At 72.8% G+C, this 26,199-nt stretch carries 22 protein-coding genes and 2 pseudogenes; 14 read left to right on the top strand and 10 right to left on the bottom strand.

The genetic code is table 11. The features are described from left to right. The first annotated feature begins 263 nt into the window (after positions 1–263). The 6 genes from ACNAYW_RS18860 (at position 264) to ACNAYW_RS18835 (ending at position 7,053) form a co-directional block, all read left to right on the top strand. Complete coding sequence (locus tag ACNAYW_RS18860) at positions 264–458, top strand: hypothetical protein (protein WP_415851192.1); 195 nt, start codon at positions 264–266, stop codon at positions 456–458. Between the two features lie 64 nt (positions 459–522). Next, positions 523–2,352, top strand: coding sequence for an alpha/beta fold hydrolase (locus tag ACNAYW_RS18855; protein WP_415851191.1), 1,830 nt, complete (start codon positions 523–525; stop codon positions 2,350–2,352). Beyond that, positions 2,339–2,887 carry a DUF5819 family protein gene (locus ACNAYW_RS18850; protein ID WP_415851190.1) on the top strand — a complete coding sequence of 183 codons (549 nt, stop codon included), beginning with the start codon at positions 2,339–2,341 and terminating at the stop codon, positions 2,885–2,887. The genes ACNAYW_RS18855 and ACNAYW_RS18850 overlap by 14 nt, the downstream gene beginning before the upstream one ends. 96 nt (positions 2,888–2,983) lie before the next feature. Further along, entirely contained in the window at positions 2,984–4,078 is a 1,095-nt protein-coding gene (locus tag ACNAYW_RS18845; RefSeq protein WP_415851189.1) for an alcohol dehydrogenase family protein, read from the top strand. Further along, positions 4,065–5,102: a proline racemase family protein gene (locus ACNAYW_RS18840; RefSeq protein ID WP_415851188.1), complete on the top strand. Its 1,038-nt coding sequence runs from the start codon at positions 4,065–4,067 to the stop codon at positions 5,100–5,102. The genes ACNAYW_RS18845 and ACNAYW_RS18840 overlap by 14 nt, the downstream gene beginning before the upstream one ends. Positions 5,103–5,181: 79 nt before the next feature. Beyond that, positions 5,182–7,053 carry an SDR family oxidoreductase gene (locus ACNAYW_RS18835; protein ID WP_415851187.1) on the top strand — a complete coding sequence of 624 codons (1,872 nt, stop codon included), beginning with the start codon at positions 5,182–5,184 and terminating at the stop codon, positions 7,051–7,053. A 6-nt stretch (positions 7,054–7,059) separates the two neighbouring features. Here the strand turns inward: ACNAYW_RS18835 and ACNAYW_RS18830 are convergent, their stop codons facing one another. Further along, positions 7,060–7,746, bottom strand: a complete 687-nt coding sequence (locus tag ACNAYW_RS18830) for a response regulator (RefSeq protein WP_415851186.1) — start codon at positions 7,744–7,746, stop codon at positions 7,060–7,062. Further along, complete coding sequence (locus ACNAYW_RS18825) at positions 7,743–9,296, bottom strand: sensor histidine kinase (protein WP_415851185.1); 1,554 nt, start codon at positions 9,294–9,296, stop codon at positions 7,743–7,745. The genes ACNAYW_RS18830 and ACNAYW_RS18825 overlap by 4 nt, the downstream gene beginning before the upstream one ends. Before the next feature lie 101 nt (positions 9,297–9,397). Between ACNAYW_RS18825 and ACNAYW_RS18820 the strand changes: the two genes are divergently transcribed. Further along, positions 9,398–10,744 (top strand): cation:dicarboxylate symporter family transporter, encoded by a 1,347-nt coding sequence (locus ACNAYW_RS18820; protein ID WP_415851184.1) that lies wholly within the window; start codon positions 9,398–9,400, stop codon positions 10,742–10,744. A gap of 37 nt (positions 10,745–10,781) precedes the next feature. On the opposite strand, the gene ACNAYW_RS18815 is transcribed toward ACNAYW_RS18820, so the two are convergent. From ACNAYW_RS18815 to ACNAYW_RS18800, 4 genes are read right to left on the bottom strand one after another with little or no spacing between them, the layout of a single operon-like run. After that, positions 10,782–11,330 carry a SecDF P1 head subdomain-containing protein gene (locus ACNAYW_RS18815; RefSeq protein WP_415851183.1) on the bottom strand — a complete coding sequence of 183 codons (549 nt, stop codon included), beginning with the start codon at positions 11,328–11,330 and terminating at the stop codon, positions 10,782–10,784. A gap of 27 nt (positions 11,331–11,357) precedes the next feature. Beyond that, the gene (locus ACNAYW_RS18810) at positions 11,358–12,515 is read right to left on the bottom strand and encodes a sulfotransferase family protein (RefSeq protein WP_415851182.1); all 1,158 of its coding nucleotides are present in this window, start codon (positions 12,513–12,515) and stop codon (positions 11,358–11,360) included. Next, the gene (locus tag ACNAYW_RS18805) at positions 12,508–13,299 is read right to left on the bottom strand and encodes an SDR family oxidoreductase (RefSeq protein WP_415851181.1); all 792 of its coding nucleotides are present in this window, start codon (positions 13,297–13,299) and stop codon (positions 12,508–12,510) included. The genes ACNAYW_RS18810 and ACNAYW_RS18805 overlap by 8 nt, the downstream gene beginning before the upstream one ends. After that, positions 13,299–14,462 (bottom strand): hypothetical protein, encoded by a 1,164-nt coding sequence (locus ACNAYW_RS18800; protein ID WP_415851180.1) that lies wholly within the window; start codon positions 14,460–14,462, stop codon positions 13,299–13,301. Before ACNAYW_RS18800 ends, ACNAYW_RS18805 begins: the two co-directional genes overlap by 1 nt. Before the next feature lie 92 nt (positions 14,463–14,554). Between ACNAYW_RS18800 and ACNAYW_RS18795 the strand changes: the two genes are divergently transcribed. From ACNAYW_RS18795 to ACNAYW_RS18770, 6 genes and pseudogenes are all read left to right on the top strand, one after another. After that, complete coding sequence (locus ACNAYW_RS18795) at positions 14,555–15,475, top strand: IclR family transcriptional regulator (protein WP_415851179.1); 921 nt, start codon at positions 14,555–14,557, stop codon at positions 15,473–15,475. A gap of 88 nt (positions 15,476–15,563) precedes the next feature. Then, a complete protein-coding gene (cysD, locus tag ACNAYW_RS18790; protein WP_415851178.1) occupies positions 15,564–16,475 on the top strand; it encodes a sulfate adenylyltransferase subunit CysD in 912 nt (303 codons plus the stop codon). Then, entirely contained in the window at positions 16,475–18,307 is a 1,833-nt protein-coding gene (gene cysC / locus ACNAYW_RS18785) for an adenylyl-sulfate kinase (RefSeq protein ID WP_415851177.1), read from the top strand. Before cysD ends, cysC begins: the two co-directional genes overlap by 1 nt. Before the next feature lie 22 nt (positions 18,308–18,329). Then, positions 18,330–20,597 carry a phosphoribosylformylglycinamidine synthase subunit PurL gene (gene purL / locus ACNAYW_RS18780; protein WP_415851176.1) on the top strand — a complete coding sequence of 756 codons (2,268 nt, stop codon included), beginning with the start codon at positions 18,330–18,332 and terminating at the stop codon, positions 20,595–20,597. Then, positions 20,597–21,610 (top strand): annotated as a pseudogene (locus ACNAYW_RS18775) (amino acid permease); the annotation flags it as partial. The gene purL and the pseudogene ACNAYW_RS18775, both read left to right, overlap by 1 nt. 2 nt (positions 21,611–21,612) lie before the next feature. Continuing rightward, a pseudogene (locus ACNAYW_RS18770) lies at positions 21,613–21,994 on the top strand (amino acid transporter); the annotation flags it as partial. Here ACNAYW_RS18770 and ACNAYW_RS18765 read toward each other — a convergent pair. Continuing rightward, positions 21,964–23,283 carry a diguanylate cyclase domain-containing protein gene (locus tag ACNAYW_RS18765; protein WP_415851175.1) on the bottom strand — a complete coding sequence of 440 codons (1,320 nt, stop codon included), beginning with the start codon at positions 23,281–23,283 and terminating at the stop codon, positions 21,964–21,966. The pseudogene ACNAYW_RS18770 and the gene ACNAYW_RS18765 overlap by 31 nt on opposite strands. Positions 23,284–23,355: 72 nt before the next feature. On the opposite strand from ACNAYW_RS18765, the gene ACNAYW_RS18760 reads away from it, so the two are divergent. Further along, on the top strand, positions 23,356–24,183 hold the full coding sequence (locus ACNAYW_RS18760; protein WP_415851174.1) for an SAM-dependent methyltransferase: 828 nt from the start codon (positions 23,356–23,358) through the stop codon (positions 24,181–24,183). A gap of 11 nt (positions 24,184–24,194) precedes the next feature. Here the strand turns inward: ACNAYW_RS18760 and ACNAYW_RS18755 are convergent, their stop codons facing one another. From ACNAYW_RS18755 to ACNAYW_RS18745, 3 genes are all read right to left on the bottom strand, one after another. Continuing rightward, positions 24,195–24,953, bottom strand: a complete 759-nt coding sequence (locus ACNAYW_RS18755; RefSeq protein ID WP_415851173.1) for an anti-sigma factor — start codon at positions 24,951–24,953, stop codon at positions 24,195–24,197. After that, positions 24,950–25,516, bottom strand: coding sequence for an ECF RNA polymerase sigma factor SigK (sigK, locus tag ACNAYW_RS18750; RefSeq protein WP_415851172.1), 567 nt, complete (start codon positions 25,514–25,516; stop codon positions 24,950–24,952). Before sigK ends, ACNAYW_RS18755 begins: the two co-directional genes overlap by 4 nt. Positions 25,517–25,602: 86 nt before the next feature. Beyond that, a complete protein-coding gene (locus tag ACNAYW_RS18745; RefSeq protein WP_415851171.1) occupies positions 25,603–26,187 on the bottom strand; it encodes a lipocalin family protein in 585 nt (194 codons plus the stop codon). Positions 26,188–26,199: the final 12 nt, after the last annotated feature.

The following is a 26,199-nucleotide window of genomic DNA, read 5'->3' as shown; positions in this document are numbered from 1 at the left end:
ACACTGGGTTGGGAATAGGGCAACCGTGCTCCACGCGGATCCGGGCAGCGTAATCGGGCGGTAAAGCCACTGCTCGGACGATGTACGGGAAGGGGATCTCGACCCGCGCGCCCCGCGATCGGCGCGTCCGCGCGCCGCGAAGCCGTTGACGCTCCCGCACGGGCGAAGCTACCTTCGCGCCGTTCCCGATTCGAGCAGCAGGACGGGGACGTTCACCCACCATCCGACGACGCCGCTCGGCGGCGGAGACGAAGGGTTTTCTCATGACGGAGATGATTTCGAAGGTGAACCGGAGCGCTGTCCTCGCGGAGACCCCCGTGGACCTCGATCGGCCGGCGTACGTGGGCGCGACCGCGCCCGTGACCAGCGTCGGCTTCGCGGCCGGCGGCGGGGGCGGTGTCGACGTCGCGGGCATGGGCGGCGACGCCAACTTCGCGGCGGCGGCCGGCGCGTTCTGACCGGACGGCAGGTGGCCGCGCCCCGTTCCTCGCGGGGCGCGGCCCTTCCCCCGCCATGCTCTCGATGCTGAACCGGATCCCGTTGCGCCGACCGTCGATCGGGCGCGACGGTGCGCTCGACGGTGCCGAGCGCCTCGCCGCCGCCTGTCACGCGATCGCCTCTGCCGAATACCTCGCCCGCGACATCGACCGCCGCCCCGGCGGCCTCGCCGACTGGCGCCTCGACCGCGAGGACTTCCTCGCCCGCGCACCGCGCCTCGGGCCGCCGGTCGACGCCGTCTCCGGTCCCGCCGCGACGAACGCGCTGCACGTCGTACGGCTCGCGGCCGCCGCGGCGGTGCTGGCTCCCACCGCGCCGCGGGTCCGGTTCGCAGCGAACGCGACGCTCGGCGCGTCTTCTGCGATCCTGCAGCCGCGCAACCACTTCGGCGCCGACGGTGCCGACCACGTTTCCTTCCTCGTGTCCACGACCTGCGCCCTCGCGCGCCTCCGCGGCCGCGATGCGCGGTGGGTGGACGCCTGTCTGTGGTACCTGGCGGCCCAGGCGACGCTCTCCTACGGCGCCTCCGGTTGGGTGAAGCTCACCAGCCCGGTGTGGCGGTCGGGGCGCGCGGTGATCGAGGTGACCCGCACCCGGACCTACGGTGATCCCCTGGCGTGGAGGCTGTTCCACGAACACCCCCGCACGACGGCCCTCCTCGAGCGCGGGGTCCTCGCGTGCGAGTGCCTCTTCCCCGCCGCACACCTGCTCGGTGGTCGCCCCGCGCCGTTCTTCGCCCTCGCGATGGGCTGTTTCCACCTCGCCAACACGCGGGTGATGGGGCTGGGGCGGTTCCTCTGGGCGTTCACCGCGATGTACCCGCCGCTGCTGTACGCGACCGACCGCGAACGCCGCGCGGGTGGCGCCCGCGCGGGCGAATCCCCACGCAGCGACGCCTTCCCGTGCACCGTCGCCCTCGCCGCTGTGGGCGGCGCGGCCCTGCTCGCCGTGGAGAACGCGCGTCGCCGCCGCCGGGTCCGCGCGGGTCGCGGGGACGAGCGCGTCCTCGCCACCCGCGGCGGGGCGCTGCGCTACTGGTTCGCCGACGGGGCGGCCGGTCCGGACGCTCCGGCGGTGATCCTCGTGCACGGCCTGGGCGCGGTGCCGGAGGGGTGGGAGTGGGTCGCCACCGACCTCGCCGCGGACCACCGCGTTGTCATCGTCGACCGGGCCGCCGCGCCACCATCGGGCCCCGGGCTCGACGGGGAGGTGGGGCGGCTCGTCGACCTGGCGCTGGCGGCGGGCGAGGGGAGGCCCGTTCACCTGGTGGGACATTCGGTCGGTGGCTACCTCGCGTTGCGCGCCGCCGGTGAGGCGGGCGCCGCAGTCGGCACCGTCAGCCTGCTCGACGCGAGTCACCCGGACCAGCTGCGCCGCTCGCCGGCCCAGGCGACCGGCACCAGCCGTCTGGGACCCGCGCTCGGCATCATCGCCTGGTCCATGAGGCTGGGCCTGGGCCCGCTGGCGCAGCGCCCCGCGTCCCTCGACCGCCTGCCCCGGGCCGTGCGCGCAGCGGCGCTCGACCGGTTCCGCGAACAGGGACTGTGGGTGACCGCGCGGCACGAGTGGCGCGGCCTCGTAGCGGATTTCGCGGCGTGCGGGGGCAGACCGCCCACGACCGACGTCCCGCGCCTGGTCCTCACGGCGGAGACCAGCGAGCACAACGACCCCGTGCACCGCGAGCTCCAGGACGAGTACGCCGCCGGCGGGATCCGGTCCCGGCGCGCCGTGATCGACGGGGCGGACCACGACGGCCTGCTCTACGACCGTGCGCACGCACGCCGGGTCGCGTCGGAGATCCGCGCGTTCGTGGCGTCCGAGTCGACGGTGGGCGGCGAGCATGTCCGGGCGTGACGGCCGCGCCCGGATGCCTGCGCGCTCCGTCGAGTGGGGCCTCGCGGGCGCGCTGCTGGTCACCGCGGCGGCCCAGCATCCCAACAAGATGTTCGACCGGGTGCGGCGCCTGGATCCGATCGGGATCCTCATCCCCAACTGGCGCTTCTTCGCGCCGGAGCCCGCGCGGCACGACTTCCACGTCGTCCACCGGACAGTCGGGGCCGACGGGGCCGTGACCGACTGGCGGGAGACGGTCGCGTCACGCCGGCGGACGTGGCGGCACGCCCTTTTCTTCCCCGAGCGGCGGCGTGACAAGGCCCTGTCCGACGTCTGTACGGAGGTCGGTGTCGCTGCTTCCCGCGGCGACGTGGAGACCAAGGCCGCGTACCGCATGCTGCGGGAGTTCGTCCGGGCGTCGGTGGTGGGCGCCGCGGTGGACGGCTCCGGTGCCGCCATCGAGGGCTTCCAGTTCGCGGTGATCCGCTACTCGGGGTACGACGACTCCGAGGATCCGCAGTACGTCCTCGTCTCGGAGTTCGTCCCGCTCGCCTGATCTGTAGCGGAGGTCACGAAACGGCTGACGCCGAAGGGACGCGTGGTTAGCATCGGGGTAATGGAGTCATCAGACCGATCCGGTGCTCCTGCGACGATGAGGGCAGTGCAGCTGGTCGCCCACGGCGGGCTGGACAACCTCGTCTACCGCGAGGACGTGCCCGTGCCCAGCCCCGCCCCCGGCGAGGTCCTCATCGACGTCCACGCCTGCGGGATGAACAACACCGACGTCTGGGTGCGCGAGGGCGCGTACGGCACGGAGACCGATCCGGCCTCCGTCTCCACCTGGCGGCGCGGCCGCTCCACCCTGACCTTCCCGCGGATCCAGGGCGCCGACATCGTGGGCCGGATCGCCGCGGTCGGCGACGGGGTGGAACCCGCCCGGGTCGGCGAGCGCGTGATCGTCGACTTCAGCATCTACAACCGGCCGGAGGGCGACGACAGCCTGGCCGACATCGACTACATCGGCCACGGCCGCGACGGCGGCTACGCGGAGTACGTCGCGGTCCCGGCCGAGAACGCGTATCGCACCGACGCCCCGATCGACGACGCCGAGCTGGCGACTTTCTGCTGCGCCTACCTCACCGCGGAGCAGATGCTCGACCGCGCACGTCTGGCGAGCGGCGAGAACGTGCTCGTCACCGGTGCCTCGGGCGGCGTCGGATCGGCGATCCTCCAACTGGCGCGCGTGCGCGGCGCGATCCCCTACGCCGTCTCGAGCCGGGGCAAGGAACAGGCGCTGCTCGACATCGGGACGGAGGCCGTCATCGCGCGGGACGCCGGCGGCGACCTCGTCGACGAGGTCGAGCGCGCGGTGGACGGGCCGGTGGACGTGGTCGCCGACCTCGTGGCCGGGCCGATGTTCAACGACCTGCTGCGGATCCTGCGGCCCGAGGGGCGGTACACCACCGCCGGCGCCATCGGCGGCCCCGTGGTGCAGCTCGACCTGCGCACGATGTACCTGAAACAGCTGGAGCTGCACGGCTCCTCGCAGGGCACGCGCACCGCGTTCCGGCGCCTGCTCGGGTACATCGAGTCCGGCGCGATCCGGCCGCTGTTGTCCGGTACGTATCCGCTGTCGCGGATCCACGACGCGCAGCGGGCGTTCCTGGCCAAGTCGTACGTCGGCAAGCTGGTGGTCGTCCCCGACCGGCACTGGGCGGACGTGGGAGCGCCCCATGCTGCGGCGTGAGTGCACGCTTGAGCTGATCGACACCCAGTCGGGCGGTGACGTCAGCCGCATCGTCGTCGCCGGGATCGGTCCGATTCCGGGGTCGACGGTGCGCGAGAAGGCCCGGTTCCTGCAGTCCGAGGGCGACGGCCTGCGGCGCCTGTTGCTCTCGGAGCCGTACGGGGATCCGGCGATGTCGGTGGACCTCATCGTGGAACCCGGGCACGCCGAGGCGCAGGCCGGCTACATCATCATGGAGGCCATGGGGTACCCGATGTACTCGGGCTCCAACACGATCTGCACGGCGACGGCCCTGCTGCAGAGCGGCGCGATCCCGATGCGGGAGGGCACGCAGAGCGTGGTCCTCGAATCGCCCGCCGGGCTGGCCCGGATCCGGGCCGAGGTGCGCGACGGCCGCGTGGAATCGATCACCACGCAGGGGGAGCCGGCCTACGTCGCGCGGGAGGGGCTCGCCGTCGACGTGCCGTACTACGGCACCGTCGGCTTCGACCTGGTGTGGAGCGGCGCGTATTACGCGGTGATCGACGCGCGCGCCCACGACTTCACGCTCGGCCGCGAGGAGCAGATCGCCCTGACCGCGTTCGGCGACGCGTTCGTGCGGGCGGCGCGACCGGACCTGCTGCAGGAGCATCCGGACCTCGGCGACGTGGGGCCGCTGTCGTTCGCGCACTTCACCGGCGACGTGCGCCGGATCGGCGAGGACCGGTACGAGTCGCGCTCCGCGACCTACGTCCACCCCGGCGTCCTGTGCCGCAGCCCGACGGGGACGGGGACCTCGGCGCGCCTCGCGCTGATGCACCGTCGCGGCGAGATCGCCGAGGGGCAGTCGCTGGAGACGATCTCCCCGCGCGGCAACCGGTTCATCGGCACCGTCGGCGCCGCGGGGCGGGTGGGCGAGTACCCGGCGCTGCACTCCGCGATCACCGGCCGCGCGCGGCTGATCGCGCACTCGCGACTGGTCGTGGATCTCGAGGACCCGCTCGTGGACGCGTCCGACCTGGAGAACCTGGTCACAGTGGAGTGACGGGGCCGGCATCGAACTGACTATGGAGTAAGGTTACTCAAAAGTCAGTTGCTGAGAGCCTCCCCGAGGAGTCGCACCCATGAGTACCTACTTGATCACCGGCGCCACCGGCTTCCTGGGCCGCCGGATCGTCCCCCTGCTGCTGGAGCGCGATCCCGGCGCGACGGTGCACCTGCTGGTGCGCCCGTCGTCGCTGGCGAAGCTCGACGAGTGGCGCGCACGGTACGGCGATCGCGTCGTCCCCCTCCCGGGCGACCTCGCGGCGCCGGGCCTCGGCATCACGTCCGTCCCCGCGGGGATCGACGCCGTCCTGCACCTCGGCGCGGTCTACGACATGTCGGCGGGGGACGAGGCGAACGATCGGGTGAACGTCGAGGGCACGCGCGCCGTCATCGACCTGGCGCGCGCCGCGGGGGCCGAGCTGCACCACGTCTCGTCGGTCGCCGTCGCCGGTGATCACCGGGGGCCGTTCAGTGAGAACGACTTCGACCTCGGCCAGGGCTTCCCGTCGCCGTACCACCGCACCAAGTTCGAGTCCGAGAAGCTGGTCCGCGACGCCGAGGGGCTCCGCTGGCGCGTCTACCGGCCGGCCATCGTGGTCGGCGACTCGGTCACCGGCGAGATGGACAAGATCGACGGGCCCTACTACTTCTTCCCCGCCTTCGACGCCCTGCGCCGCGTGCCGTCCGTGCTGCCGATGGTGTTGCCCGACACCGGCGACACCAACGTGGTGCCGGTCGACTACGTCGCCGAGGCGCTCGTCGAACTGCTGCTGCGGCCGGACGGAACCGGACGGACGTACCACCTGGTGAACCCGGAGCCGCAGAGCGTGCTGGAGCTCTACCGCGCCATCGCCCGGCCCGCCGGGGCGCCGCGCGCCGTGGGGCGGGTGCCGCGCCGCGTGGTGGACCCCGCCGTCCGCGCCAGCGGCGCCGGCCGGGTCGGCGTCGTGCGCGACACCGTCCTCAAGCAGGCCGGGATCCCGCCGAAGGCCTTCGAGAACCTCGGCTTCACGGCCACGTACACCGCGCAGGTCACGCGGGCCGCGCTGGCGGGAACGGGAATCGAGGTGCCGGCGCTGCGGGAGTACGGCCCGCGGCTGTTCGACTACTGGCGCGAGCAACTCGATCCGGCCCGGCTCCGCCGCCGCGACCCGATCGCGGGGCGCCACGTGGTGATCACCGGCGCCTCGTCGGGCATCGGCCGGCAGACGGCGATCTCCCTCGGGGAGCAGGGTGCGCGCGTGATCCTGCTGGCCCGCAACGCCGCCGAGCTCGAGGCGACCGCGGACCAGGTGCGGGCGGGCGGCGGCGAGGCGTCCGCGTACGTGTGCGACGTGACCGACGCCGATGCGGTGGCCGCGACGGTGGCCCGGATCCTCGCGGAGCACGGCCACGTCGACTACCTCATCAACAACGCGGGCCGGTCGATCCGCCGCTCGGTGAAGGCCTCCACGGGCCGGATGCACGATTTCGAGCGGACGATGGACGTCAACTACTTCGGCGCGGTCCGCATGATCCTCGCGCTGCTGCCGCACATGCGCGAGCGGGGCTTCGGCCACGTCGTGAACATCTCGAGCATCGGCGTCCTCGCCCGCGGGCCGAGGTTCTCCGCCTACGTCGCGAGCAAGGCGGCCCTGGACGCCTTCACCGACATCGCCGCGACCGAGATGCTGTCGGATCACGTGACGTTCACCAACATCCACATGCCGCTCGTGCGAACCGAGATGATCGCCCCGACCGAGGCCTACGACGACGCGCACGTGATCAGCCCGGAGAAGGCGGCCCGGATCATCATCAAGGCCATGCGCGACCGGCCGACGCGGGTGAACACCCCGCTCGGGGTGTTCGGCGCCCTCGGCCGCACGTTCACGCCGCGCATCACCCGCCGGATGCTGCACCAGGACTACCTGACCACGCGCGACTCCGCGGCGGCCAAGGCCTCCGGCTAGCCGCGATCACAGCCAGCGGTAGCGCACCTCCGGGCGCCCGCGGCCGCCGTACTCGGTGAGCCGCTCGCACAGCCGGTCGTCGGCGAGGCGCTCGAGGTAGCGCCACGCGGTGACCCGCGACATCCCCGTGCGGGCGGCGACCTCGGCGGCGCCGAGGGGGCCGTCGGCGTGCCGCAGCGCGCCGGTCACCGCCTCGAGGGTCGACGGTGCCAGCCCCTTCGGCGCCGTCGTCTCCGTGGGCGCCTCGCGCAGCGCGGCGAAGGCGGCGTCCACCTCCCGTTGGCCCACGTCGCCGCCGCCCAGCGCGTCGCGGAACGAGAGGTAGCGGCGCAGCCGGTCCGCGAAGGCGGCGAACGTGAACGGCTTGATGAGGTAGAGGATCGCGCCGCTCGCCATCGCGCCGCGGACGGTCTCCATGTCGCGCGCCGAGGTGATCACCATGACGTCGGGCCGCGGGCGGACGCCCGCCAGGTCCGCCGCGAGGTCGAGCCCGCTGCGGTCCGGCAGCCCCACGTCCGCGAGCACCAGGTCAACGGGCGGGCCGGCGACGGCGGACCGGCGGACCTCGCCGAGGGCGGCGGCCGCGGTGCCGGCGACCCCGGCGAGCTCGAATCCGTCTATGCGCCGGACGTATTCGGCGTGCGCGCGAGCGATCTGCGGCTCGTCGTCGACCACCAGCACCCGGATCGTCATCGCTCTCCCTCCGGCAGGCGCACCGTCACCGTCGACGGCGCGCGCTCCGCCTCGATCGTGCCACCCGCCTGCCGCACCACCTGATCGACCAGGGCGAGCCCGAGCCCGCCGCCGTGCAGGCGGCCGCTGCGGTCCTTCGTCGAATAGCCGCGGGTCCGGGCTCGCGCGAACTCGTCGACGGACATGCCCGGCCCGCTGTCGGCGACCCGCAGCTCCCAGGACCGGCCGGGGTTCGCCGTCGAGAGCTCCACCCAGCCGCCCGGCCCCGCGGCGTCGATCGCGTTGTCCACCAGGTTGCCCAGGAGGGTGAGCAGCTGGACGTCGGGGAGCGGCGCGCGGGCGAGGTCGGTGCCCTCGGCGACGGTGAGCTCGACGTCGAGGGCGGCCGCCGCGGCGGTCTTCGCCACGAGCAGTGCGACCGCCGACGGCGCGGGATCGCCGGCGAGCCGGTCGATGAGCCGCTGCGAGGCCGAGCGGTCGGCCACGGCCAGGTCCGCCGCCGCCTCGTCCTCGCCGAGCTCGATCATGGTGACCACGGAGTGCAGCCGGTTGGCGTGCTCGTGCGCCTGCGCGCTCAGGGCGTCCGCGAGGGACCGGGCGGTGTCGAGCTCGCCGAGGACGGTCTGCAGCTCGGTGCGGTCGCGCACGGTGAGGACGGTGCCGAGCGGACCGGTCGGACCGGTGACGGGGCGGCGGTTCACCAGGAGCACGCGGCTGCCGGTCACGTGCAGCTCGTCGGTGAGATCGGCGGCGCCGCGCAGCGAGGGCGGCAGGTCGTCCTGGGCCACCGCGCCGTCCGGCAGCTCCAGCAGGCGGCGGGCCTCGTCGTTGACGACCCGCGCGGGCCCGTCGGGCGCGTCGGCGTCGAAGACGATCAGGCCCTCGGAGAGGGTGTGCAGGACCGCGTCGTGGTGCTCGTAGAGGCCGCGCAGGTCGTGCGCGGAGAGCCCGAGGGTCTGGCGGCGCAGCCGCCGCTGCGCGAGCGCGGAGAGCGCGACCAGCAGGAGCAGGGCCGCGGCCACGACCGCGAGCACACGGGGCAGGGCGCCGCGCACCTGGTCCCCGAGCCGGTCGCGGGTCACGCCCGCCGAGACCAGGCCGACGAGCGCGCCGGAGGCGTCGTACACCGGGGTGACGGTGCGGATCGACGGGCCGAGGCTGCCCGCGTACGTCTCCGTGAACGTCTCGCCCGCGAGCGCCCGGTCGATGGTGCCGGTGAACTTCCCGCCGATCAGGGCCGGGTCGGCGTGGCTCAGCCGGGTGCGGTCCGGCCGCATGACCACCACGAAGTCGAGGCCGCCCAGCGCCCCGACCTGCTCCGCGACGGGCTGCATCACCGCGGGACCGTCGGGGGCGGCGAGCGCCGCCACCGTGGACGGGGAGGCCGCCAGTGCCACCGCGGCGGCCCGGGTCTGCGCCCGGGCGGTGCGGTCACCGTCGTCCCGCGCCTGGGTCACGACCAGCCACGACGCGCCCACGGCGATGGTCAGCAGGATCGCCACCTGGGCCAGGAAGGACTGCGCGGCGACGCTGCGGGTTCTTTTCCTCACGGTGAAGACGTTTACACAATGAACACAAGCTGTGCTGCAGGTCACAGTTCTCGCAGGATCTATCCAGACTCGCAGTAGCCCCATCGATCAAGGAGGACGCCGTGGCGGCTCAAGGAAAACGCGACCGGACGCACTGGCTCTACATCGCGGTGATCATCGCCGTGGTGGCCGGCGTGATCGTGGGGCTGCTGGCCCCCGAGTTCGGCAAGGGGCTCAAGCCCCTCGGCGATCTCTTCGTCGACCTGATCAAGATGATGATCGCGCCGGTCATCTTCTGCACCATCGTGCTCGGCATCGGCTCGGTGCGCGCCGCGGCGTCGGTCGGCAAGATCGGCGGATTGGCGATGGGATACTTCGTGCTCATGTCCACGTTCGCCCTGGCGATCGGCCTGTTCGTGGGGAACCTGCTCAAGCCCGGCACCGGCCTGAACCTGCCGAAGGAGCCGGGTGGCGGCGCCAAGTACGCCGATCAGGCGCACGAGGCGGGCGGCACCTGGGACTTCATCCGCAGCATCGTGCCCGACACCCTCTTCTCCTCGCTCACGTCGGGCAGCGTTCTCCAGGCCCTGCTGGTCGCGCTGCTGGTGGGGTTCGGGCTCCAGGCGATGGGCAGTGCGGGTGAGCCGGTGCTGCGCGGAATCGGCCTGGTGCAGAAGCTGGTCTTCCGCATCCTCGTGATGGTCCTGTGGCTCGCGCCGGTCGGCGCGTTCGGTGCCATCGCGGCGGTGGTCGGCGCCACCGGCTTCGAGGCCGTCAAGCAGCTCGCCTGGCTCATGGTGGCCTTCTACCTGACCTGCGCGATCTTCGTCTTCGTCATCCTCGGCACGCTGTTGCGGCTGGTGACCGGGCTCAACGTCTTCAAGCTGGCGCGCTACCTGGGCCGTGAGTACCTGCTCATCGTCGCCACCTCGTCCAGCGAGTCCGCGCTGCCGCGCCTGATCGCGAAGATGCAGCACGCGGGCGTGGAGAAGTCGACCGTCGGCATCGTGGTCCCCACCGGCTACTCCTTCAACCTCGACGGCACCGCGATCTATCTGACGATGGCGTCGCTGTTCATCGCCGACGCGATGGGTGCGCCGTTCTCCATCGGCGAGCAGTTCTCCCTCCTGCTGTTCATGATGATCGCCTCGAAGGGCGCGGCGGGCGTCACGGGCGCCGGCCTCGCGACGCTGGCGGGCGGGCTGCAGACCCACCGCCCGGACCTGCTCGACGGTGTGCCCGTGATCGTCGGCATCGACCGGTTCATGTCGGAGGCGCGCGCGCTCACCAACTTCTCGGGCAACGCGATCGCCACGCTGCTCATCGGTAAGTGGACCTCCACCGTCGACCTGGCGCAGACGCACCGCGTGCTCGACAAGCAGGACCCGTTCGACGAGGCGACGATGGTCGACGACCACGGCGCCGAGGGCCCTTCCGCCCCGGACGCGAAGGTGGCGGTCGCGCACTGACCTCACTCGCAGCCGAAGCCGTCCCGACCGTCCGCGGTCAGGACGGCTTCAGCTCGTGTGCGAGGTCGCGCGCCTGCTGCTCGGTGAAACCACCCGCCAGCTGGATCCGGCCGCCGTCGATGCCGCCGCGGATCACCGGCGCGGACACGACGCGCGCCCCGACCACGATCGCCAGCTGCTTGTCGATGTTCCGGGCGGTGGTCTCGGCGACCGCGCGGGTGTCGGCGTCGTCGAGCTGGATCGTGACGAGCCACTGGCCGGACTGCTGCGCGACGGTCGCGTCCGTCGCGGGCGAGTGCGTCACCGATCGGTCGAGCCGGTAGAGCATCGGTCCGGTGCGCTCGCACAGCTCCGCCGCGCTCGACGGGGCCGGGCTCTCCGTGGGGCAGGCCCGAGCGCCGAGGGGCTCCGCGGACGTCACCAGGCGCAGCTGCAGCGCCGCCGCCGCGGGTGGCGCACTGCTACTGGGACTCTCGTGCCCGGTGTGCCCCGTCTGTCCCGACCGGCCGCACGCGGCGGTCGCGGTGAGGGCGACCGCCAGGACGGTCGCGGCGGTCGCGGTCCGGATTCCTCGTCGATTCGCCATGGTCCCGAGGGTAGGCCCGCCGGGCGCTCAGCGGGCGAAACGCGCGCGAACCGCATCCTCCGTGAGCCCGTAGTCCGCCAGCGCATAGGTGTGGTTGGGGCGCCGGGCGCCCGATCGGCTGGCGTCGTGCATCGCCGACATCGCCTGCCGCGCATCGTCGGTCAGGTCCAGGCCGAACGATCCGTAGATGTTCCCGACGGTGCCGAGCGGATCGCCGACCAGATCGCGGTAGTCCACGTCCACGAACTGGGCGCCGCGGCCGGCGGCGGTGTGCCGGGCGCGGGCCTCGTCGAAGGCGTCGAGCCCACGGGCCCACGTGTCCAGCTGGTCCGCGCCGATCGTCGCGCCGGTGAACGCCGTCGACCAGCCCTCCGTGGCGTGCTGCGCCAGCGAGCAGACCGAGGCGATGATCGTCTCGGCGGGGCGGTGGCACTGCACGATCAGCGCGTCCGGGTACACCTCGAGCACCGCGTCGAGCGCGAACAGGTGGCTCGGGTTCTTGAGCACCCATCGCTTGCCGGGATCGTTCATCCCGATCAGTTGCAGGTTCCGCTTGTGCCGGCGGTACGCGGGCGTCCAGTCCTGCTCCGCCAGCCACGCCGCATACGACGGGACGTGCGCGAGGCACTCGTAGGAGACGGAGTGCACCGACTGGCGCAGCAGCTGCCAGCACTCCTCGACCTCGGAGGCCGACATGTAGTGCAGCCCCATGAATTCCGGGTGTTCGGTGTGATGCTGCGCGTACTGCTCGTCGAGCAGCCGGTAGACGGGGTTCTCCGCCCACGTCGCGCGCGGGGGCCGTGGCTGCGGGACCTCCGCGAGCCACATCTGCAGGCCCTGGTTGCCGGGGTCGGCGTCGAGCAGGCGGTGCAGCGCCGTCGTCCCCGAGCGCGGGAGGCCCGTGACGAACATCGGCCGCTCGACGGCGGTCTCGGCGTGCGCGGGGTTCGCGGCGAACGCCGCCTCGCTGATGAGGCGGGCCGAGAGGGCGCCGCGGAGGAACACACGGGAGAGCTTCGAGCCGAGCTCGGTGAGCGCCGCCTCGTCGCGGTAGGAGTCGAGGAGGACCTGCAGGGCCTCGCGGTAGCCGTCCGACGGGTCGCCGAAGTCGCTCAGCCCGGTGCGCCGCATCGCGGACTCGTGCAGGTCGTCGACCGTGCCGACGGAGGTGGTGATCTCAGACATGGAACTCTCCGCAGTTGACGTCGAGCGTCTGGCCGGTGATGCCGGACGCGCGGGGGGACGCGAGGAACAGGACGGCCGAGGCCACCTCGTCCTCGGTGGGCAGGCGCCGCAGGTCGGAGTTCTTCGCCGCGTCGGCGTAGTCCTCGTCCACCGTGACGCCCTTGGTGCTCGCGCGGTACTCGAAGTAGGCCTTGAGCGTGTCGCCCCAGATCCAGCCCGGCACCACCGAATTGATCCGGATGCCCTCGGGGCCGAGCTCGGTGGCGAGGGACTGGGCGAGCGCGAGCTGCGCCGTCTTCCCGGCCTTGTAGCCGCCGTAGCGCAGGTCGGAGTGGCGGATCACCATCGAGTTCACGTTCACCACCGCGCCCCCACCGTCAGCAACTGCGAGGGCCTCGCGGAAGGCGAGCACGGTGCGCAGCGCGCCGAGCGCCATGAGGTCGACGCTCTGCAGGATGTGCGCGGGGTCGGTCTTCACCAGGCGCTGCATCGACGGGTAGGTGAAGGCGTTGTTGATCACCGCGTCGACCCGGCCGAACCGCTCCTGCACCTGCGCGGCGAGCGCGGCGAGCGAGTCCTCGTCGGTGATGTCCGCGGGGATCGCGACGACGGTGCCGCCGGCGCCGCTGATCTCGGCGGCCATCGCCTCCAGGCGGTCGGCGTTCCGCGCGACGAGGACCACCTGCGAGCCCTCGTCGGCGAACCGTCGGGCGAGGACGGCACCGAGCGCCGGACCGGCCCCGGCGATGACGACGACCCTGCCGTCCAATCCGAGCCCGGGCATCAGCCGACCATCCTTTCGCCGATGAGGCGCGCGCGTTCCGCGATCCGGGCGCGCCAGGCGGCGCCCTCGATGCGGTTGGCCGCGTAGTGGGGGAGGTGCTGCGCGACATCGGCGAGCGGGACCACCTGCGCGGTGGGCCCGTCGGCGGCGGTGAGCGGGGACGCCGTGCGCTGCCACCGGAACTGGAGGTAGCCGCGGCGGTGCCCCAGTGTCTCGACCCAGTTGGTGACGCCGGGGTCGTGCTGCGCGACCACGATCCGGATCATGCCGTCCGGATCCACCTGCGCCTGAGACGCGTTGAGCGAGGTCTGGTGGTGGATGTAGTCGAGCGAGATGTACCAGAGGCTGCCGAGCTGGAAACCCAGATAGGGGGCGTCGCCGCGGGGCACCGTGATGATCAGCGCCTGGTCGTCGGCGAGGTCGTAATGCCCCACCGAGGAGAACTGCGTGGCGAGGCCGCCCGGCGTGAGCCGCGGGGCCGTCAGCGTGTTCACCGGCAGCGGGTCGTAGAACCACTGGGGGAACTGCAGCCAGGTCTTCACGCGGTTCACCAGCTGCTTGCCCGCGGCGGCGTAGCGCTTGGCCATGAGCTCGGGGGTGACCGGAGGCGGGGCGGTGCCCGCGGTGTCGGCGCGCGCGATGGCGAACGTGCTGCGCTCCGCCGCCCAGTCGTCGAAGACCTCGCGGATCACCAACTGCGCCTTGCCGGGCGGCAGCCGGTAGTAGTCCGGGCCCGGCTCCCCGGGGCCGAAGCGGACCGCGAAGCGGCCGTCGGCGTCGACGGTCAGGTCGCGGTCGTCGAAGGCGACGGCGCTGGCCGGCACGTTGTCGTCGGTGTACTCGCCGCCGCCGAGCACCTGGAAGCTGATGTCGCAGGTGGTGCCGCGGCGGCCGGTGACCACGTACTCGTGCGCGCCGTCGACCCGCGCGCCGAAGTACAGCGTGTCCGGGTTGTCGAGGCCCATCTTGGTGAACGGCCCGGTGCCGCTGAGCAGGAACGGGTGGTCCTTGTCGAAGTGGAAGGCGCCGTGCACGCAGGCCGCGACGCCCTGCGCCAGGTACTGCAACCCCTCCAGCAGGTCGGCCTCGTTCTCGATGTGCGATGCCGCGGCGACGAGGCCCTCGGCCTCGGTGATCGCCGCGACGAGCGGATCGCTGTACATCCCACCTCCGATAGTGGTACAAATGTGGACCAATGCGGTAGAACCTGTTCCAGACCGTAGGCGCAGGCGGCGACGAGTGTCAAGGAGTCTCGATGACGGATCCGGTGGACCCCGTGGAACCCGGCGGGGCGGCGGGACGCACGTCGCCGCCCACCGCGCGGGTGGTCGCAGTGCTCGACTTCCTGTCCCGGCACGAGCGCGAGCGGTTCGGCGTCTCGGAGCTCGCGCGGCGCGTCGGGCTGAGCAAGCCGACCTGCCTCGGCATCGCCGCCACGCTGGTCGAATCCGGGTACCTGATCCGCGACGACCGGGACAAGACCTATCGGCTCGGCCCGGCCCTGATCCCGCTCGGCCGGGCGGCCCGCACGTCGCTGCGGGCCGATCCCGCGGGCGGCGACGTGCTCGCCGGGCTGTGGGAGGCCTACGGGCACCCGGTCTCGCTGTCGGGAGTGGTCGGCGACCGGGTGACGGTGCTCGACGTGGCCGTCGACCCCGGGCGACCCGCGATGGTGAAGGTGGGCGACAGCTACCCGTTCACGCCGCCGATCGGGCTCATGTACGTGCTGTGGGACCGCACCGGGCGGCTCGAGCGCTGGCTCGCCCGCGACCGAGTGCGCGCCGACGGTGACCGGCTCGCGCGGGTGATCGAGACCTGCCGCGCGGACGGCTATCTCGTCGAGCTGCTCACCCCCGCCGGGCAGCAGCTGTACCGCCTCATGGCGGGCGTGCCCGGTGACATCCCGGCGGAGCTGCGGGCACTGCTCGGCGAGGTGGTCGCGGGCATCGGCGACCGCGTCCACCTGCGGGGCGACGGCGATTCGGCCGGCTCGCCGCAGAACGTCAGCGTGATCTCGGCGCCCGTCTACGACGGCGACGGGGCGCAGGCGATGGTGGCCAGCCTGTACGTCAGCGCGGAGTTGGACGAGCCGGGGATCGCGGAGCGCGCGGCCGCGCTCATCGCCGCAGCGGACCGGATCACCGTGCGCATCGGGGGTCGTAAGCCCCGCCGCTGACGGGTGTTGACAGGCGGCGAGAACGCGTTCTAATCTCCGGAACAGGAATGGACCAACATGGTCCAAATATGAACCGGAGGTTGGAGTGGTGGAGACGACGGTCGCCGCGGATCATCTGCGGGTCCTCGAGGCGGAGGCGGTGTACGTCTTCCGCGAGGTGGCCGCCACCTTCGAGCGGCCCGTGCTGCTGTTCTCGGGCGGCAAGGATTCGGTGGTCATGGTGCACCTCGCGGCCAAGGCGTTCTGGCCCGCCGCGATCCCGTTCCCGGTGCTGCACATCGACACCGGCCACAACTTCGACGAGGTGCTCGCCTTCCGCGACGAGCTCGCCGCGGAGCGCGGGCTGCGGCTCGTCGTCGGCAGCGTGCAGGACGACATCGACTCGGGCGCCGTCGTCGAGCCCACCGGCCCGGGCGCCACGCGCAACCGGCTGCAGACGGCGACGCTGCTGCGGACGATCGGCGAGCACCGCTTCGACGCGGCCTTCGGCGGAGCGCGCCGCGACGAGGACAAGGCGCGCGCCAAGGAACGGATCTTCAGCTTCCGCGACCGCTTCGGGCAGTGGGATCCCCGCGCCCAGCGCCCCGAGCTGTGGAACATCTTCAACGGCCTGCACCGGAAGGGCGAGCACATCCGGGTCTTCCCGCTCTCCAACTGGACCGAACTCGACATCTGGCAGTACATCGCCGCCGAGGCGATAGCGCTGCCGTCGCTCTACTACGCGCACGAGCGCGAGGTGATCGAGCGCGACGGGATGCTGCTGTCCACCGGGCCGCTCGTCGCGCCCCTGCCCGGTGAGGCGCCCGAGCGCCGGACCGTGCGGTTCCGCACCGTCGGCGATGCGACGTGCACCGGCGCCGTGGAATCGGACGCCGCCACCCCGGAGGCCGTCGTGGCCGAGGTCGCCACCACCCGGATCACCGAGCGCGGCGCGACCCGCGCCGACGACCGGATCTCGGAGGCGGGCATGGAGGACAGGAAGAAGGAGGGGTACTTCTGATGGAGATCCTGCGCATCGCGACCGCCGGCAGCGTGGACGACGGCAAGTCCACGCTCATCGGGCGGCTGCTCTTCGAATCCAAGGCGGTGCTGGAGGACCAGCTCAGCGCGGTCGCCGCGACCACCGCCGCCCGCGGCGAGGAGGGCGTCGACCTGGCACTGCTCACCGACGGCCTGCGGGCCGAGCGGGAGCAGGGCATCACCATCGACGTGGCCCACCGCTACTTCGCCACCGCCACCCGCAAGTTCATCCTCGCCGACACCCCGGGGCACGAGCAGTACACCCGGAACATGGTCACGGGGGCGTCGACGGCCGACGTCGCGCTGATCCTCGTCGACGCCCGGCACGGCCTCACCCGGCAGTCCCGCCGGCACGCGTTCCTCACCTCGCTCCTCGGCGTCGAACACGTCGTGCTGTGCATCAACAAGATGGACCTGGTGGGCTTCGACCGCGCCCGCTTCGACGCCATCCGCGCCGAGTTCGCCGAGTTCGCGGCCAAACTCGAGGTGCACGACGTGGAGGCGATCCCGGTCTCGGCCCTGTTGGGCGACAACGTCACCGAGCGCTCGCCGAACACGCCCTGGTACGACGGCCCGTCGCTGCTCTACCACCTGGAGAACGTGCACGTGGTGAGCGATCGGAACCTCATCGACGCGCGCCTGCCCGTGCAGTACGTGATCCGCCCCCGCGACAGCGACTTCCGGGGCGTGGCCGGCACCGTCGCCTCCGGGGCGTTCGCCGTGGGCGACGAGGTGGTCGCGCTCCCGTCGGGCTTCACCACGACGGTGGCCGAGCTGTACCGGCCCGGCGGCGCGAAGGCCGACCGGCTGGAGGCGGGGGAGGCCGCGTGCGTGCGGCTCGCCGACCACCTCGACGTGGGCCGCGGCGACGTGCTGTGCCGGCCCGCGAACCGGCCGCAGTCCGCGACCGACCTGGACACGACCGTGTGCTGGTTCTCCGACACGGCGAGGCTCACCGTCCGTGCCGAGTACCGGATGCTGCACGCCCACAGCTCCGAGCTCGTGCGGGTGGAGGCGCTGGACTACCGGCTCGATACGAGCACCCTGCACCGCGACCAGGACGCCGCGGAGCTCGGGCTCAACGACATCGGCCGCGTGCAGCTCACGGCGCGCCGGCCCGTGCTCTTCGACCCGTACCGGCGGGGCCGCACCCTCGGCAGCTTCGTGCTCGTGCACCCGCAGACCGACGAGACCGTCGCCGCCGGGATGATCACGGGGCCGACGCTGAAGTCGAGCGCCGTGGTCTGGCACGGCGCGGCCGTGCGCCGTGAGGACCGCGCGAGCAGGGGCGGCACCGTCTGGCTGACGGGGCTCTCGGCGTCGGGCAAGTCGACGGTGGCGTGCGAGCTCGAGCGCCTCCTGGTGGCGCGCGGTGTGCCCGCCTATCGGCTCGACGGCGACAACCTGCGGCACGGGCTCAACGCCGACCTCGGATTCTCCGCGGCCGACAGGGCCGAGAACGTGCGGCGCGTGGGCGCTGTCGCGCAGCTGCTCGCCGACGCCGGGACGGTGGCGATCGCCTCGCTGATCAGCCCGTACCGCGCGGACCGCGACCGGATCCGCGCGCAGCACGAGGAGGCGGGCCTGCCCTTAGTCGAGGTCTTCGTCGACACCCCGGTCGAGCTGTGCGAGCAGCGCGATCCCAAGGGCATGTACGCCAGGGCCAGGGCGGGGGAGATCGCGGAGTTCACCGGGATCAGCGCGCCCTACGAGGCGCCGGAACGGCCCGAGCTGGTGCTCCGGCCCGCCGACGGCGAGCCCGCGCAGCAGGCGCGGGTGGTGCTCGATCGCTGGCTGAAACTCGAGCCGTGAATCACCCGTCTAAACTGGCCTGGTGCACGTAGACACGGTGACCCACGCCGCCTCCACGCCCGATGTCGACCAGCCGTACCGCGAGCTCGGACTCAAGGACGACGAGTACCAGCGGATCCGCGAGATCCTCGGCCGCCGCCCCACCGACGCCGAGCTCGCCATGTACTCGGTGATGTGGTCCGAGCACTGCTCCTACAAGAGCTCCAAGGTGCACCTGCGCTACTTCGGCGAGACCACCACCGACGAGATGCGGTCGACGATGCTCGCGGGCATCGGCGAGAACGCGGGCGTCGTGGACATCGGCGACGGCTGGGCCGTGACCTTCAAGGTCGAGTCGCACAACCACCCGTCGTACGTGGAGCCCTACCAGGGCGCCGCCACCGGCGTGGGCGGCATCGTGCGCGACATCATGGCCATGGGTGCCCGCCCGATCGCCGTGATGGACCAGCTGCGCTTCGGCCCGGCCGATGCCCCCGACACCCGGCGCGTGCTCGACGGCGTGGTGCGCGGCGTGGGCGGCTACGGCAACTCGCTGGGCCTGCCGAACGTGGGCGGCGAGACCGTCTTCGACGCCTCCTACGCGGGTAACCCGTTGGTCAACGCGCTGTGCGCCGGCGTGCTGCGCACCGAGGACCTGCACCTGGCCTTCGCCTCCGGCAAGGGCAACAAGATCATCCTGTTCGGCGCCCGCACCGGCCTCGACGGCATCGGCGGCGTCTCCGTGCTCGCGTCGGAGAGCTTCGACGCCGACGAGAAGCCCAAGAAGCTGCCGTCGGTGCAGGTGGGCGACCCGTTCATGGAGAAGGTGCTCATCGAGTGCTGCCTGGACCTGTACCGCGAGAAGCTGGTCGTCGGCATCCAGGACCTCGGCGGCGCCGGCCTGTCCTGCGCCACGTCCGAGCTGGCGGCCGCGGGCGACGGCGGCATGTACGTCGACCTCGACCAGGTGGCCTGCCGCGCCCAGGGCATGAGCGCCGCGGAGATCCTCTCGTCCGAGTCGCAGGAGCGCATGTGCGCCGTGGTGACGCCGGAGAACGTCGACGCCTTCATGGCCGTCTGCGCCCGCTGGGACGTCCTCGCCACCGTGATCGGCGAGGTCACCGACGGCGAGCACCTCGTCATCGACTGGCACGGCGAGACCGTCGTCGACGCCCCCGCCCGCACGATCGCCCACGACGGGCCGGTGTACGAGCGCCCCGTCGAGCGGCCCGCGTTCATGGACGCGCTCATCGCCGACACCACGTCGGGACTGCGGCGCCCCGCCTCCGACGACGAGCTGCGCGCCACCGCGCTGAAGCTGCTCGCCTCGCCCGCCCTGTGCTCGCGCAAGTTCATCACGGAGCAGTACGACCGCTACGTCCGCGGCAACACCGTGCTCGCCGAGCACGCCGACGGCGGCGTCATCCGGATCGACGAGACCACGCAGCGCGGTATCGCCCTCTCCACCGACGCCTCGGGCCGCTACACCTACCTCGACCCGTACGTCGGCGGCCAGCTCGCGCTCGCCGAGGCCTACCGGAACGTCGCCGTCACCGGCGCCACCCCGAAGGCCGTCACGGACTGCCTGAACTTCGGTTCGCCGGAGGACCCGGGCGTGATGTGGCAGTTCCAGCAGGCGGTGCACGGCATCGCCGACGGCTGCGTCGCGCTCGGCATCCCCGTGACCGGCGGCAACGTCAGCTTCTACAACCAGACCGGCAGCACCGCGATCCTCCCGACCCCGGTGATCGGCGTGCTCGGCGTCATCGACGACGTGCGGCGCCGCATCCCGACGGGGCTCGGCACCGAGCCCGGCGAGACGCTGTACCTGCTCGGCGACACGCACGACGAGTTCGACGGCTCCATCTGGGCGCAGGTCGAGCACGACCACCTCGGTGGGGTGCCGCCGCGCGTGGACCTGGGCCGCGAGAAGCTGCTCGCCGACGTGCTCACCGCGGCGTCCCGCGACGGCCTCGTCTCCGCCGCGCACGACCTCTCCGAGGGCGGCCTCTGGCAGGCCGTCGTCGAGGCCGCGCTCGCGGGCGAGACGGGCTGCCGGCTGCTGCTCCCCGAGGGCTCGGACGCCTTCGTGCAGCTGTTCTCCGAGTCGACCGGCCGCGCCCTGGTCGCCGTGCCGCGCACCGAGGAGACCCGGTTCGCGGCCATGTGCGCCGCGCGCGAGCTCCCGGCCGTCCGCATCGGCGTCGTCGACCAGGGCAGCGACTCCGTCGAGGTCCAGGGCCGGTTCAGCGTGACGCTGGCCGACCTGCGCGCCGCGCACGAGGGCACCCTGCCCGCGCTGTTCGCCTGATGGCGGCACCGTCGGGCGAGAACACCGCGGCGGCCGCGCCGACCGACCCCGGCCTGCACGCCGGGCTCCGCGCCCGGCACCTGATCATGATGAGCCTCGGCTCCGCGATCGGCGCCGGGCTGTTCGTCGGCGCGGGCAAGGGGATCGCCCTGGCCGGCCCGGCGGTGCTCATCGCGTACGCCGTGGCGGGGCTCGTCGTCATCGCCGTGATGCGGATGCTCGGGGAGATGGTGGCCGCCGATCCGAATCCCGGCGCCTTCTCCTACTACGCGGGCCGGGCCCTGGGCCCCGGCGCCGGCTTCGCCGTGGGCTGGCTGTGGTGGGTGCAGCTGTGCCTGGTGGTGGCCGCGGAGGCCGTCGCCGCGGCGGCCATCCTGAACGGCCTGCTGCCCGGCGGGCCGCCCGTGTGGGTGTGGGCGCTGGTGTTCATGATCGCGCTGACCGCGCTGAACCTGGCCGGGGTCCGCGGCTTCGGCGAGTTCGAGTTCTGGTTCTCGCTGATCAAGGTCGTCTTCGTGGCGCTCTTCCTGATCATCGGCGTGGGCTACCTCCTCGGCTGGACCTCCGCGCCGTCGCCCGGACTCGACAACCTCACCGACTTCGCGCCGCACGGCATCAGCGGTGTGGTGGCCGCCCTGCTCGTGGTGGCCTTCGCCTTCGGCGGCATCGAGATCGTCGCCGTCGCGGCGGCCGAGACCCAGGACCCCGAGCGCACCGTCGGGAGGGCGATCCGCGCCACCGTCTGGCGGATCCTGGTCTTCTACGTCGGCAGCGTCGCGGTGATCCTGCTGGCCCTGCCCTGGGACGATCCGGCCGTCGCGAAGGAGCCCTTCGTCGCCGTGCTCCAGGCCGCCGGGCTGCCCGCGGTCGGCACCACGCTCGGCGTGGTCATCGTCGTCGCGCTGCTCAGCTCGCTCAACGCCAACCTGTACGGCAGCTCGCGGATGCTCTACTCGCTCGCGGAGCGCGGCATGGCGCCGGCGGTCGCGGGGCGCGCGAACGCCGCCGGCGTGNNGATCCCCGCGGTGCTCGCCAGCGCGGTGATCGGCTTCCTCGCCGTGCCCGCGACGTACGTCTGGGGCTCCGAGGTGCTGGACCGCCTCCTGGCCGTCGTGGGATCGACACTCATCGTCACCTGGCTCGCGACCATCGCCTCGCAGATCGTGCTGCGCCGCCGGGCCGACCGGGACGGGACGCCGCTGCCGCTGCGGATGTGGGGTTACCCGTACCTGTCGTGGGCGGTGCTCGTGGTGCTGCTGGTCATCGTCGTCCTCGCGATCGCCAACGACGACGTCCGGGAGCAGGTGCTCTCGACGGCCGTCGTCGTGGCGCTGCTGTGGGTCGGTGGAACGGTGCACGCGCGCCGTCAGGCCCGCCGGGCCCCCTTGGAGCGGTAGAGCCCCGCGTCGGCGGCGACGATGAGCGCCTCCACGGATGTGCCGGCCTCGGCGGTCGTGGTGGTGCCGATGCTCGCGCCGATCCGCACCACGTGCGCCTCGGCGCTGTCGGCCGCGGGCAGCTCGACCGGCGTCGACAGCGCGCGGTGCACGAGCTGCGCCGCGTCGCCGGGCCGGAACGGCGGCGAGACGAGGACCGCGAACTCGTCGCCGCCGACGCGGTACAGGGTGCCGACCCCGGTGAGCGCGGTGCCGATCCGCGCCGCGATCGCCCCGAGCAGCCGGTCGCCCACCGCGTGCCCCAGCCGGTCGTTGATCGCCTTGAAGCCGTCGAGGTCGACGAGGCAGAAGCCCACCGCGCCCGCGGAGTGGTCCGTGAGGTCCTCGCGCAGCCGGCGCCGGTTCGGCAGCCCCGTGAGCGCGTCGTGATGGGCCAGGTGACTGAGCTGCGCATGGGTCGCCCGCAGCTCGGTGACGTCGTGCCCGACGCCCACGAGCAGCGCCGGCCGGTCCCCCTCCGCGGGCACCCGGCTCAGCGCCCAGCGGCCGACGCTGGAACCGCCCAGGAAGTGCAGCCGCCGGTGCTCGAGGAATCGGGTGATGCCTTCGTCGCCCGCATCGGCCAGCTCGCGCAGCACCCGCTCCACGTCCGCGGGATCGTCGGCGAGCAACGGCCGCACGTCGTCGCCCGATGCGCCCAGGAGCGTCGGGTTGGCCTCCATCATGGCGGTCATCGCCGAGCTCGCCTCGAGGATGCGGCCCTGCTCGTCCGCGACGAAGACGGGGGACCGGGCGTGCTCGAACATCACGCGCATCCGCGCCTGGGCCTGCCGCTCGCCCTCCTCGGCGGACCGCCGGGCCAGCTGGGCCGCGCGGTGCACCACGGCCTGGCCGTCGATGATCCGGCGGGTGAGGGCCTCGGCGTAGCCGGCGGTGTACTCCGCGAGGATCAGGGCGGTCCGTCGCCGCACCTCGGCCGACGGTTCCCGCACCAGTGCGTCGGGCAGGGTGGCGATCGCCCGGCCGCCCGCCGCGGCGCCCGCGGGCACGGTGATCTGCAGGGAGACCAGCAGTCGCCCCACGTCGCGGCCCACCGCCGGATCGAAGTCGTCGGCACCGAGCGCGGCGATCACGGACTGGAAGGCGGTGAGCAGGTCCGCCCGGACCACGGCGGCCGGCAGGGGGAGGTAGACGTCGTCCGCGATCGACAGGAGGAACTCGTCCACGAGCAGCGCGACAACGGATTCACCGCGTGCGAGGAAACCCAGCGGTGATGAGGTTCCCGGCATGCCCCTCCTCGTTCGCGGTTCTGATCGAGCACTCTACGCGGGGCGCCCGGTTCGATTAGATTCGACGTTGCGATGACGAACCCCGAACCGACCGGCGCACCGTCGCCGACCCCACTGGACATGGACCGGCCGAACGGATCGCGGCTCTACGACTACTTCCTCGGCGGCACCAGCTACCTCCCCGTCGACCGGGACGCCGGCGAGGAGATCGCTCGCGAGGCCCCGCACTGGGCCCTGGGCGCCCGGCTCACCCGGACCTTCGCGCGTCGCGCCGTGCAGACGATGGCGAACGCGGGCATCGAGCAGTTCCTCGACCTCGGCTCGGGCATCACCGCCGGCGGCACCGTGCACGAGCTGGCGCGGCTGGTCAATCCCGCGGCGCGGACGGTCTTCGTCCACCGCGAACCGATCGCCTTCGAGCTCGGTCGCCAGCTGGTCGGCGACGATCCGCACGCGGGGGTGCTCAAGCTCGACATCCGCGACCCCGATGCCGTGCTCGACCACGCCGTCACGCGCGGGCTCCTCGACTGCACCCGGCCCGTCGGCCTGCTCGCCGTCGGCACCTTCGTCTTCATCGGCGACGAGGACGACCCCGGCGGGGTGCTCCGTCGGTACCGGCGGACCACCGTGCCCGGCAGCATGATCGCGATCTCGCACCTCTCCGACGACTCCGCGTACCCCGAGACCGCCGCCGAGCTGCAGTGGGTCCGGCGGCGGTACGAGCACACCTCCACGCCGCTGCACATGCGGCCCCGAGCGGAGGTCCTCTCCTGGTTCGAGGGCACCGAGATCCTCGAGCCCGGGCTGGTGCGGTACGGCCGGTGGCGCCCCGAGTTCCCGCTCACCGAGGCGCAGCTGCGCTGCGACTACGGCTACGTCGGCGTGGGCCGGGTCGTCTGACCGGTCGCGGGTCAGCGCGCGATCGGCAGGGTCGTCACGATCCGGTCCGACGGGGTGGCCGCGCCGCCCGGGCGCTCGATCGAGATGCCGAAGGTCTCCGCACCGTCGATCGACGTGAGGGCGGCCGTCGTCGTCGGTCGCACGTCGGCCTGCGTCATCGTGCCGCGCGAGCGGGCGCCGCCGCCCGGGTCCATCAGCCACATCTGGTAGACGGTGCCGTCCTGCGGCGGCGGGACGTCGTTCATCAGCACCACACCGGCGTTGCGCTCGCGGGAGTAGATGAACGAGATGGTCGCGTCGCCCACCCGGGCCTGCGTGGTGCGGGCGTCGGGCGCCGCGAGCACGATCTCGGTCTCCGACGGTGTCCGCTCGTCCGGTCCGGAGAGGACCGAGCGCCCGAGCACGACGCCGGCCGCGACGGCGACCACCACGACGGCGGCCGCGGCGGCCGCGCGCAGCGCCGTGCGCGACGGGCCGGGCGAACGACGCCGGCGCAGCGGGGTGACGCCCGGATCGTCGACGACCTGGGCGAGGACGCGCTCGAAGACCTCCGCGGGGGGCTCGACGCCGTGCTGGGCGGCCTGCGCCGCCATGGTCTCGCGCACTGCGCCGACCCGGGCGTCGAACTCCGCGCGCACCTCGGCGGTCGCCGCGTCGCGGGCGGACTCGACGCCCGCCCGTTCGTCGGGGTCGAGGGCGTGGATCGCGTAGACCTCCGCGTCGTCGAGGAGCGCGTCCCCGCTCCCGGTCCCCTCCGGTGCGTCGCTCATGACGGGGCTCCGAGGGGCTCGAGGCAGCGGCGCAGGCGCGCGATGCCGTCGCGGATCCGGCTCTTCACCGTGGCGAGCGGGGCGTCGAGCCGTTCCGAGACCTCGCGGTAGGTGTGGCCGCCGTAGTAGGCGAGGGTGAGGGCGTCGCGCTGGGGACTGGTGAGGGTGTCCAGGCAGTCGACCACGGCGCCCGTGTCCTCTCGCTGCTCGCTCGTCTCGGCCACCACGTCATGGGGCCGTTGATAACTCGAGTGGGCGAAGCTGTTCTCGCGCTCCCCGCGGGAGCGCTCGGCGCGGACCCGGTCGACGGACCGACGGTGCGCGATGGTCACGAGCCAGGACTCGGCCGAGCCGCGGGCGGCGTCGAATTCGGCCGCCTTGCGCCACGCCTCGAGGTACACCTCCTGCGTGATCTCCTCGCCGTAGCCGCGGTCGCCGATCACCCGCAGTGCCGTCCCGAAGACGAGGCGGCCGGTGCGCTCGTACAGCTCGCGGAAGGCGCCGACGTCGCCGGCGGCGGTGCGCTCGAGCAGGTCGTCGGCCTCGGTTCGCGCACGAGTCATCCGTGTGCCTCCTTCGTCCCGCGGTACGTTACCGGCTCCCGGCGATCCGGGCCCGATAGCGCCCCCGTCCGCGGGACGGCGCTCCGTCAGGGGAGCGCACACAGCGGCGCGATCCGCTCGAGTCCCCCGGTGGTCGGCGTACTGAGGATGGTGCAGGCGTTGTAGCCGAGCCGCTCCGCGGTGGCGCGCAGCTGCGCCCACCGGGCGGCGGGCACCGCCGGGGTCCGCGACAGCACGAAGGCGCTGCGCCGGCCCGGATCGCCGACGAACGCCCAGGAGTAGTCGGGCGCCAGGGCGGCGATCACGTAGTTCGGCGGGCCGTCGAGGGAGTCCTGCGTGGGCACGCCGGGGAAGGAGACGTGCAGCTGCGCGGTGGTGCGCGGATCGGTGACCCGGGCGTTGCCCCGGATCGACGACGTCGATCCGGTCCACGTGGTGCACCTGTTGTGGACCGAGACGTTCGTCGCGTCGACGATCCGGTAGGTCGCCGTGGTGTCCCGTGCGCACTGCACACTGAACGGCGCGGGGATCGTGGCGAGCTGGTGCCAGGTGCCCACGTAGCGGGCCACGTCGACCTTGCCGACCGGGGCCAGCGGGGCGGCCGCGGCGGGGGCCGCGGTGGCGCCGGCGAGGGCGAGGACGGCGGCGCAGGTGATCATGATGCGTTTCATCGGGATTCTCCT

The sequence above is a fragment of the Tsukamurella ocularis genome (assembly GCF_965138335.1).
Lineage (GTDB): Bacteria > Actinomycetota > Actinomycetes > Mycobacteriales > Mycobacteriaceae > Tsukamurella > Tsukamurella ocularis_A.
The sequence above is the reverse complement of the archived record's forward strand: the minus strand, read 5'-3'. Positions and strand labels throughout refer to the sequence as shown.